The organism is Flavobacterium sp. (assembly GCF_044361065.1).
Lineage (GTDB): Bacteria > Bacteroidota > Bacteroidia > Flavobacteriales > Flavobacteriaceae > Flavobacterium.
Window position 1 is genome coordinate 1 of sequence record NZ_JBIKJI010000079.1, and the last position, 9,515, is coordinate 9,515.

Annotated in this window: 12 protein-coding genes; all 12 read left to right on the forward strand. The window is 30.4% G+C overall.

Annotation, left to right across the window (positions count from 1 at the left end):
* Nucleotides 1-2,245: cell surface protein SprA (gene sprA, locus ACIQ11_RS06135; protein ID WP_396153786.1), on the forward strand; the 2,245-nt coding region annotated here is incomplete at its 5' end.
* A 145-nt stretch (nt 2,246-2,390) separates the two neighbouring features.
* Entirely contained in the window at nt 2,391-2,771 is a 381-nt protein-coding gene (gene gcvH, locus ACIQ11_RS06140; protein WP_396153788.1) for a glycine cleavage system protein GcvH, read from the forward strand.
* Entirely contained in the window at nt 2,710-3,132 is a 423-nt protein-coding gene (locus ACIQ11_RS06145; protein ID WP_396153790.1) for a VanZ family protein, read from the forward strand. The genes gcvH and ACIQ11_RS06145 overlap by 62 nt, the downstream gene beginning before the upstream one ends.
* Nucleotides 3,133-3,168: 36 nt before the next feature.
* Entirely contained in the window at nt 3,169-3,912 is a 744-nt protein-coding gene (deoC, locus tag ACIQ11_RS06150) for a deoxyribose-phosphate aldolase (protein ID WP_396153793.1), read from the forward strand.
* Between the two features lie 84 nt (nt 3,913-3,996).
* Nucleotides 3,997-4,890 carry a heme o synthase gene (gene cyoE, locus ACIQ11_RS06155; RefSeq protein ID WP_353078296.1) on the forward strand — a complete coding sequence of 298 codons (894 nt, stop codon included), beginning with the start codon at nt 3,997-3,999 and terminating at the stop codon, nt 4,888-4,890.
* A gap of 64 nt (nt 4,891-4,954) precedes the next feature.
* Nucleotides 4,955-5,539 carry a cytochrome c oxidase subunit 3 gene (locus tag ACIQ11_RS06160; protein ID WP_353078298.1) on the forward strand — a complete coding sequence of 195 codons (585 nt, stop codon included), beginning with the start codon at nt 4,955-4,957 and terminating at the stop codon, nt 5,537-5,539.
* 44 nt (nt 5,540-5,583) lie between these two features.
* Nucleotides 5,584-6,570 (forward strand): cytochrome c oxidase subunit 3, encoded by a 987-nt coding sequence (locus ACIQ11_RS06165; protein WP_353078300.1) that lies wholly within the window; start codon nt 5,584-5,586, stop codon nt 6,568-6,570.
* 22 nt (nt 6,571-6,592) lie between these two features.
* Nucleotides 6,593-6,943 carry a cytochrome C oxidase subunit IV family protein gene (locus ACIQ11_RS06170; RefSeq protein ID WP_396147978.1) on the forward strand — a complete coding sequence of 117 codons (351 nt, stop codon included), beginning with the start codon at nt 6,593-6,595 and terminating at the stop codon, nt 6,941-6,943.
* Between the two features lie 86 nt (nt 6,944-7,029).
* Nucleotides 7,030-7,722, forward strand: coding sequence for a hypothetical protein (locus ACIQ11_RS06175; protein WP_396153795.1), 693 nt, complete (start codon nt 7,030-7,032; stop codon nt 7,720-7,722).
* Between the two features lie 33 nt (nt 7,723-7,755).
* A complete protein-coding gene (locus ACIQ11_RS06180) occupies nt 7,756-8,382 on the forward strand; it encodes an SCO family protein (RefSeq protein WP_396153797.1) in 627 nt (208 codons plus the stop codon).
* Nucleotides 8,383-8,463: 81 nt separating this feature from the next.
* Complete coding sequence (locus ACIQ11_RS06185) at nt 8,464-9,045, forward strand: DUF420 domain-containing protein (protein ID WP_396153799.1); 582 nt, start codon at nt 8,464-8,466, stop codon at nt 9,043-9,045.
* Entirely contained in the window at nt 9,035-9,313 is a 279-nt protein-coding gene (locus ACIQ11_RS06190) for a hypothetical protein (protein WP_396153801.1), read from the forward strand. The genes ACIQ11_RS06185 and ACIQ11_RS06190 overlap by 11 nt, the downstream gene beginning before the upstream one ends.
* Nucleotides 9,314-9,515 lie beyond the last annotated feature (202 nt).

The following is a 9,515-nucleotide window of genomic DNA, read 5'->3' on the forward strand; positions in this document are numbered from 1 at the left end:
GCGAACTAGTGTGAACTTCATTGGTGTAAAAAAAGACAGAGGCGACAATCAAAAACAACATTTTTATGATGTAGAAAATATTACGCTTTCTTATTCTTTCAACGAAATGTTACATCACGATTTTCAAGTTGAAAATTTGGTAGATCAACAACAAAAAACCTCTTTAGATTATGCGTATTCATTTAAAGCAAAATCTATTGAACCTTTTAAGAAAAATAAATTTTTCAAGAAAAACGGATATTATAAAGCAATAAGCGATTTTAATTTTAACTTTTTGCCAAGTAACGTAACGTTTAATTCAAATATTACTAGACAATTTAATCGTCAACAATTCAGATTAATTGATGTTCAAGGTATTGGTTTGGATCCCTTATATAGAAGAAATTATTTCTTCAATTATCAGTATGGCGTAAATTTCCCAATCACAAAATCATTAAAATTAAATTATACAGCAGCGAATAATAATATTGTTCGTAATTATTTTGACACACAAAATAACCCAATTAACGATTTAGATATTTGGAACGATTATTGGAATTTTGGAACAACAAACACGCATAACCAACAAATAACAGCTAATTACGATTTACCAATTAATAAAATTCCAGCTTTAAGTTTTGTTAAAACTTCTTATGTGTATACCGGAGATTATAGTTGGCAACGATCTTCAGATGCATTCTCAACTTTTCAAGCCTTAGACGGAACGATCTATCAATTAGGAAACACTATTCAGAATGCCAATTCGCATAAAATAAATGCAGGATTAGATATGAATATGTTTTATAAATATATAGGTTTAACAGTAAAAAAACAGAAAAAACAACCTGCAAACACTAAAAAAGCGCCGCCAAAACCAGGTGAAAAAGTAACCAATACGGCGCCAAAACAACCTCAAACGGAAGAGAGAAATGCGTTTGCTAAATTTGCAATTGGCTTACTAACTTCTGTAAAAAATATTCAGGTTAATTATACAGAATCTGGCGGAACGTTGTTGCCAGGTTATTTACCAGGTTTAGGGTTTTTTGGAAGTTCAAGACCTACTTTAGGATTTGTCTTTGGGGATCAAGCTGATATTCGATACGAAGCAGCAAAAATGGGTTACTTAACCAATTATCCTGAGTTTAACCAGAGTTTTTCTCAAATTAAATCTAAAAAATTAGATTACACTGCTAGATTAGAATTGATACCCGACTTAGGAATCGATATTAATGCAGAAAGAAATATCACTGAAAATTATTCTGAACAATATGATGCTGTTGGCGGAAACTATCAATCAAGAGCACCTTTTAGTACAGGAAATTTTAGTATTTCTACCGTGATGATAAAAACAGCTTTCAAAGCAAGCGATGAAAATGAATCTGAAATTTTCGATAGATTCCGAAAAAACAGATACGCAATTGCAACTCGTTTAGCTGAAGATTATTATGGAACAGCAAATTTTCCAAGAGAATTAGATGGTTTTCCTACCAAATTTGGCAAAAATAGCCAACGTGTTTTAGTGCCGGCTTTTTTATCTGCTTATACTGGTGTCAAAACGGATAAAGTACAAAACGGTTTATTTTCTAATTTTCCATTGCCAAACTGGACACTGAAATATACAGGATTTATGAAAATGGCTTGGTTTAAAGATAATTTCAAAAAATTCTCGATACAACACGGATATCGTTCTAGTTATAGTGTAAACGCATTTAGAAGTAACTTAAATCCAAGTCCAACGGATACAAAAGGTAATTTATTTCCAGAAATCATTACTTCAAATGTCAATTTAACCGAGCAATTTAATCCGTTAATTAACGTGAGTTTTGAATTGAAAAATTCATTTAATGTGATGGCTGAAGTTAAAAAAGACAGAAGTTTGAATATGAGTTTTGACAACAACCTATTAACCGAAGTGCAAGGAAATGATTATACAGTTCGTTTAGGATACAGAATTAAAGGTGTTCAAATTAACTCAAAATTAGCTGACAATGCGCAAGGGATGATTAAGAGTGATATTAATCTAAAAGCCGATTTCACATTACGAGAGAATATGACAATTGTTCGATATTTAGATTATAACAACAATCAATTAGGTGGCGGTCAAAATATTTGGTCATTCAAGTTAACTGCAGATTATTCTTTCAGTAAGAATTTTACAGCTATTTTCTTTTACGATCATCAGTTTTCTAAAGCGGTTATATCAACAGCTTTCCCGTTAACAAATATCCGTTCTGGATTTACATTACGATATAATTTCGGAAATTAATATTAGTCGAAAGCCGAATGTCTGAAAGTCATTATGTCAATCACTTTACGACTTTCGACTTTTGACTTTCGACTTTACAACTTTATCACTTGCGACTTTAAAGAATATAATTTACATTTGCTAAAATAAAAACACAATTAATAAGATGAATATACCAGCGAATTTAAAGTACACAAAAGACCACGAGTGGGTTTCAATTGATGGAGATGTAGCAACAGTAGGAATTACTGATTTTGCTCAAAAAGAATTAGGAGATATTGTTTATGTTGAAGTAGAAACGTTAGACCAAACTTTAGATAAAGATGAAGTTTTTGGAACTGTGGAAGCAGTTAAAACGGTTTCAGATTTATTTTTACCAGTAAGTGGAGAAATTATCGAGTTTAATGACAACTTAGAAAGTAATCCAGAAGCTGTAAATTCTGATCCATATGGTGCAGGATGGATGGTAAAAGTAAAAATATCTGATGCTTCTGAAGCGGCACAATTACTATCAAGTGAAGATTACGCGGCACTTATTGGGGCATAATTTTTTTAAAATTTGTGCCATTTTTTGGACACTTCTAATTATTTATTTGTGTTTAAACGATACGCCAAGTTTGCCAATAATTTCCTTTGAGAATATAGATAAAATTATACATTTTGTATTCTATTTTGTATTTGTTTTCTTATGGATTATGAGTTTAAAACACATTTCATTACGATATTTTTTAATCGTTCTTTTCATAGCATTTTTGTTAGGAATTAGTATTGAATTTTTACAAGAAAACTTTACACAAAACAGGGCTTTTGATTGGTATGATATTGTTGCAAATGCCTTAGGCGCTATAACAAGTTTTATATTAGTAAAATCTTACCACGTTATACAAAACAAAAACATCTCACATTAGTTGAGATGTTTTTTGTTTAATCAATAAATTCATATAATGAATATAAAGCATTACTTAGATTCAACGTATTTAAAAACAGCCAAACAAGCGGGCGTTTCTGAAAAAGAAAACAATCAAATTGTTAATGATTTTGTACGCGAAGCAATTGAAGAAAAGTTTATGTTAGTTATGCTTTGTCCAGATAAAATTGTTGATGCTAAGAAGCAATTGGTAGATGCCGCTTCAAAAGTGTTAATTGGCACCGTAATTGGATTTCCAGAAGGCACTTTTTCTATTGAAGAAAAAATAAGTGAAGCCAAAACTGCCATTGAAAACGGAGTAGATGAATTGGATTTTGTAATTAATTTTGAAGCCTTTAAATTAGGTAAAATTGATTTAGTAAAACAAGAAGTGCTGCAAGGAACAAAATTAGCATTAGCGCATCGTAAAAAAATCAAGTGGATTATTGAAGTTGCAGCGTTAAATGGCTCGCAAATTATTCAATTGACTTCATTAATAAAAAATGTAGTAGTTGCTAACTTTACTGAAAAAGACTTTGATTCGGTTTTTGTGAAATCGTCTACGGGACTTTATAAAACATCAAACGGATTGCCAAATGGCGCCACGGTTCCCTCAATTATTGCGATGTTGGAAAATGCATTTCCACTACAAGTGAAAGCGTCTGGTGGTATCAAAACAAAAGAAGAAGCGCTTCAAATGATACAATTAGGTGTAAAACGAATTGGAACTTCTGCAGCAAAATCCATTTCAGACGGGGTATTAGATTCTGGAAATTATTAAATTATAAATTTTGAATTTGCTTTACTAAGTATTGCGAAAACCAAAATCTTCTTACTATCTTTGCACTCGATTAAAAATTCACTTTTGAAAACAACTACCGTCACATTAAAATCGATTTTCTTAGATTTTAAAGAAATTACAAAAGCTGGCTTAGCAATAAGTGTAGTGTTTTCTTCTATTGTGGGGTACTTGTTAGGTTTTTCAGACAAACATCCTTTTAGCGTTATCACATTAATATTATTAGCCATTGGCGGCTATTGTATGGTGGGCGCTTCTAATATTTTTAATCAAGTTATAGAAAAAGATTTAGATGCGAAAATGGACAGAACAAAAAATCGTCCTGTACCATCTGGTAGAATGTCTGTGAATAATGCATTAACTTTAGGTTTTGTATTAACGTGTATTGGTTTGGTTGTATTGTATTTTATCAATCCAAAAACGGCAATGTTTGGAGCTATTTCTATATTTATGTACGTAAGTTTGTATACGCCATTAAAAACATTAACGCCTTTATCTGTTTTTGTAGGTGCTTTTCCAGGCGCTATTCCTTTTATGTTAGGATGGGTAGCAGCCACAGGAAGTTTCGGAATTGAAGCGGGGACTTTATTTTTAATTCAGTTTTTTTGGCAATTTCCACATTTTTGGGCAATAGGTTGGTTTTTATTTGAAGACTATGAAAAAGCCGGTTTTTTTATGTTGCCAACAGGAAAACGAGATAATAAAACAGCCATACAAATTATTTTATATACTTTTTGGCTAATGGTTGCATCTATTTTGCCAGTATTTGGATTTACAGGAGCTTTGCAATTGTCCGTAGCAGCAGCAGTTGTGGTTTTTTTATTAGGTTGTTGGATGCTATTTTATGCCATAAAATTATATAAAAATAGAGATGCAAAAACTGCAAAAAAATTAATGTTAGTAAGCGTAACTTACATAACTTTGTTGCAAATTATATATGTAATTGATAAATTTGTATAATTCAAGAAATAAACAATATAGAACACAAAATTTCTATATTAAAAATGTGTTTAAACAAATAAAAATGAAAAGTAGTTCAGAACAAGAAGCTTACGATAAAAAAGCAAAAACATATAAAATGTTATTGTATTTTGCAATGATAAGCATAATAATGATTTTTGCAGGATTAACCAGTGCATTTGTGGTGAGCAAACAACGCCCAGATTGGTTGAAAGAGTTAGTTATTCCTACAACATTTACGTACAGTACAATAATATTGCTAATAAGCAGTGTTACTTTTTATTTGGCAAAAAGAGCCATTAAATCTAATAATCATTCTTTAACAAAAGTATATTTATTACTTACGTTAGCTTTAGGAATATCATTTGTCTATCTTCAATTTAAAGGATTTGATTTGTTGTTTAATCAAGGGTTAGTTCCTTTTGGTTCTTCAAGTAAAGTAACGGTCTCTTTTTTGTATGCTTTTGTGTTTGTACACGTAGCACATTTATTTGGAGGTATGATTTCATTAATTTATGTAATTTATAATCATTATAAACAAAAATACAATTCATCGCAATGCCTTGGTATTGAGCTAAGTGGCATCTATTGGCACTTTATGGATTTTATTTGGGTTTACTTGTTTTTATTTTTCTATTTTTTCAAATAGAAAAAAATCAATAAATTTGGGAACTTTTTAACAATAACTATTATATGAGCGCTACGGTTAATAATGAACACGCTTTAGACGGAGGTCCAGGACCAATGGGAGCCACTTATGGTAAAATGATGATGTGGTTTTTCATCGTATCAGATGCTTTAACCTTTTCAGGTTTTATCGCTGCTTACGGATTTTCAAGATTTAAATTTATCGAAACTTGGCCAATTGCCGATGAGGTATTTACGCACTTTCCATTTCTACACGGTGTAAACGCACCTATGTACTATGTGGCATTGATGACGTTTATCCTTATCTTTTCATCAGTAACGATGGTTATCGCTGTTGATGCAGGTCATAAATTACAAAAAACAAAAGTTGCTGTTTATATGTTACTTACAGTAATTGGTGGTTTTATGTTCTTAGGTTCTCAAGCTTGGGAATGGAAGAATTTCATCAAAGGTGAGTATGGTGCAGTAGAAACGGCTGGAGGTTCTATTTTACAATTTGTGAAAGTAGATAAATCTGAAAAAACAGGATACAAAAGAGTCAAATTAGAAGAATTTGCTGCTACTTTACCTGAAGAAAGAGAGCAGTTAACAAGAGATAAAGGGGTTTGGTTTATGGAAGAAGACCACGAATTACCACAATACTCTGTTAATGAAGTAATGGCTGGATTTAAATCACATCCTGAAATTTTGGTTAGAACAGAATTCATTACAAAGAAAAAAGAAAAAACAGTACTTTCTCGTGCTGAATCAGAAACTAAATTGAAAGACGCAATTTTAGTTGTTGAAGGTGCAAGTTTAATTAGAAACGAGTACGGTCATAAATTATTCGCAGATTTCTTCTTTTTCATTACAGGTTTCCACGGTTTCCACGTATTCTCTGGTGTAATGTTAAATATCTTAGTTTTCTTTAACGTATTATTAGGTACTTATGAAAGAAGAAAAAGTTATGAGATGGTTGAGAAAGTTGGTTTATATTGGCACTTTGTCGATTTAGTATGGGTGTTTGTATTTACATTCTTCTATTTAGTTTAATTTTTAGTAAAAATAAAATATTATGGCACACGCACACGAATCTAATATGAAAAGAATCTGGACAGTATTCGGAATCTTATCTATCATTACAACAGTTGAAGTTTATTTTGGTATTACAAAACCAGATGCTTTATTTTTTGGAACTTTTATTAAAATGAGTTTACTTAACTGGTTGTTTATCATTTTAACAATCGTAAAAGCATATTATATTATGTGGGCTTTTATGCACTTAGAAGGTGAAAAGAAAAGTTTACGCTGGTCTGTTGTAGCTCCATTAGTATTCTTAATTTTATATTTATGTTTTATTATTTTAATTGAAGCAGATTATATTTTTGAAGTATTTGAAAATTCTCATTACAAATGGATGTTTTAATAAAATAAATAATAATAATCCCGTTCCGATTTATATTGAAACGGGATTTTTTTTATCTTTGTATATCAATATTTAACTTTTCTGTAGTGAAAAAATATATCGTATTAACTGTACTCTTCATTTTGCCAATAGTGGCTTATATGTTTTTCGCAACAGCCTCGCACAATTCCTTATTCCTACCCGTTATTTCAAAAAATCATACTGAACTTTCAAATGAATTTGTTTCATTAAATGGTGAGAAAGTGGTTTTAGATAAAAATATTACTGTTTTAGGTTTTCCAGGAAGTAATATCGAAGAAGTAAAAGCGAATTTATTTAACTTAAATCAGAAAATTTATAATAAATATGGCGGATTTAAAGATTTTCAAATGGTGATGATTTTACCAGATGGCAATCAAGAAAAAATTAAAGCCATAATGTTGGAGTTTAGAAGACTCTCAAATGATTTAAAAAATTGGCATTTTCTTTTCGGAAAACCTGAAGCTATTGAATCGTACTATAATACCTTTAAATTTAAAAATAAATTAGATGCATTTACAGGCTCTCCTTTTGTGTATATTTTAGATAAAGAAAAAAGTTTAAGAGGAAGAAAAGGTCAGAAAATTAAAGGGAAAGTAGAATATAGAGAATGTTATAACACCATTTCTGCTGCAGAGTTACATAATGAAATGTCAGATGATGTTAAAATATTACTTCGCGAATACCGTTTGGCTTTAAAAAAGAACAAACGTAAAGATGATTTTAGAGATAAAATTGAACAAGAGGTAATTAAAAAATAGATAACTTAATGCTTAGAATAAATTAATTGATTCATGAAAAAAAACTCATATATAGGAATATCATTTATTGTTTTATTGTTTGGAATTTGGACAGTAAAAGAATTAACTGAAAGATTTAAAGATAGCGGTTTAGAAAAATTAGCTAAAGTACCTTCTTTTGAACTAACAGACCAAAACGGTAAGAAAATATCAGATAAATCATATTTGGAAAAAGTCTATGTGGTTGAATTTTTCTTTTCATCTTGTCCAACAATTTGCCCGAAAATGAATCAAAATATGTTGCAATTGCAAGAAACTTTTTATGGCGACTTAAATTTCGGAATTGCTTCAATCACTATAGATCCCGAAAATGATACAGCCGCCGCCTTAAAAGAGCACGCTAAATCATTAGGTGTAAAACATTCGAATTGGCATTTTTTAACAGGTGATTATGAGTATATTATGAGTATTGCAAATAAAGGATTTAATATCTTTGCCGGTAAAAATGATAAAGCACAAGGTGGTTTCGAACATTCAGGACTTTTTGCCCTAATTGATAAAGAAGGAAATATCAGATGTCGAAAAGATAAATTTGGTAACCCAATTATGTATTACGATGGCCTTGAACAATCAGGAATTGATGCCATTAAAGAAGATATTAAATTATTATTAAAAGAGTGATTATAAAAATTAATAACTTATTATATGAATTTTAGAAATTAATATAATTTCTTCAATCTGTGTTCGAAAAAAATAATTAAAATGGAAAACAACATCGAAACAAAATACAATAAACTAATAACAGCTGTATCTATTATTATTCCAATTGCTGTAGCTGCTTTATTTGGTGTGAATTTAAGAAAATTAGGGTACGATGTGGAACCTTTAAACTTTTTACCACCTATCTATGCAACTATAAACGGAATTACCGCGGTTTTATTAGTTATAGCCGTGTTAGCTATAAAAAACGGTAAAAGAAAACTACACGAATATTTAATGAAAACAGCTATTGCTTGTTCTTTAGCTTTTTTATTAATGTATGTGGCGTACCATATGACTTCAATTTCCGCTGTGTTTGGTGATACAAACCATAATTCTATCTTAGAAGAATCAGAAAGAATAGCAATTGGTTTTGAAAGATATAATTATTTGTTTATTCTTATTACACATATTTCACTTTCAGTAATTATTATTCCTTTAGTATTAATTACGTATGTTCGAGCTTTAGCGTATCGATTTGATAAGCATAAAAAATTAGCAAGAATTACTTTTCCTATTTGGTTATATGTAGCCATTACAGGTGTGGTGGTTTATGTAATGATTTCGCCATATTATGTTAAGTAACGCAAAACGTCAAAAGTCAAAAGTCAAAAGTCAAAAGTATTTACAAAAAAAGTTTTATTTTTTACTTTTTACTTGTTTCTTTTTACTTGAAGGAAACGCACAATGTGCTATGTGCAGAGCTTCTTTACAAAACGAAGCAAACAAAGCAGTTGCCGAAGGTGTTAATGACGGAATTGTGTACTTAATGGCTATCCCATATATTTTAGTAGCGGGTGTTTTTTACGCAGTATGGCGATTAAAACAAAAGAAAAAAGAAGTAGTTCAATAATTTTTTATTAAAAGCGTCTTTTACTTTATACCCTATACCCTATACCTAATCCCTTTTACCTATACCTATTCCATTCCATCAATTGTAATTTTCATTGAACCTGATGAAGTAATAAAGGCAACAATGCCACTTTCGGTAAGTTCCATTTTTTCAAACACAAAATCGTTTAATTTTCCGTTTACAAAAACACCTTTCATAGGTG

Coding starts and splice junctions, on each gene's coding strand:
- ACIQ11_RS06185 (WP_396153799.1), top strand. CDS start 8,464: ATGGAAAACAACATCGAAACAAAATACAATAAACTAATAACAGCTGTA.
- ACIQ11_RS06170 (WP_396147978.1), top strand. CDS start 6,593: ATGGCACACGCACACGAATCTAATATGAAAAGAATCTGGACAGTATTC.
- ACIQ11_RS06180 (WP_396153797.1), top strand. CDS start 7,756: ATGAAAAAAAACTCATATATAGGAATATCATTTATTGTTTTATTGTTT.
- deoC (WP_396153793.1), top strand. CDS start 3,169: ATGAATATAAAGCATTACTTAGATTCAACGTATTTAAAAACAGCCAAA.
- gcvH (WP_396153788.1), top strand. CDS start 2,391: ATGAATATACCAGCGAATTTAAAGTACACAAAAGACCACGAGTGGGTT.
- ACIQ11_RS06190 (WP_396153801.1), top strand. CDS start 9,035: ATGTTAAGTAACGCAAAACGTCAAAAGTCAAAAGTCAAAAGTCAAAAG.
- ACIQ11_RS06160 (WP_353078298.1), top strand. CDS start 4,955: ATGAAAAGTAGTTCAGAACAAGAAGCTTACGATAAAAAAGCAAAAACA.
- ACIQ11_RS06145 (WP_396153790.1), top strand. CDS start 2,710: ATGCTTCTGAAGCGGCACAATTACTATCAAGTGAAGATTACGCGGCAC.
- ACIQ11_RS06165 (WP_353078300.1), top strand. CDS start 5,584: ATGAGCGCTACGGTTAATAATGAACACGCTTTAGACGGAGGTCCAGGA.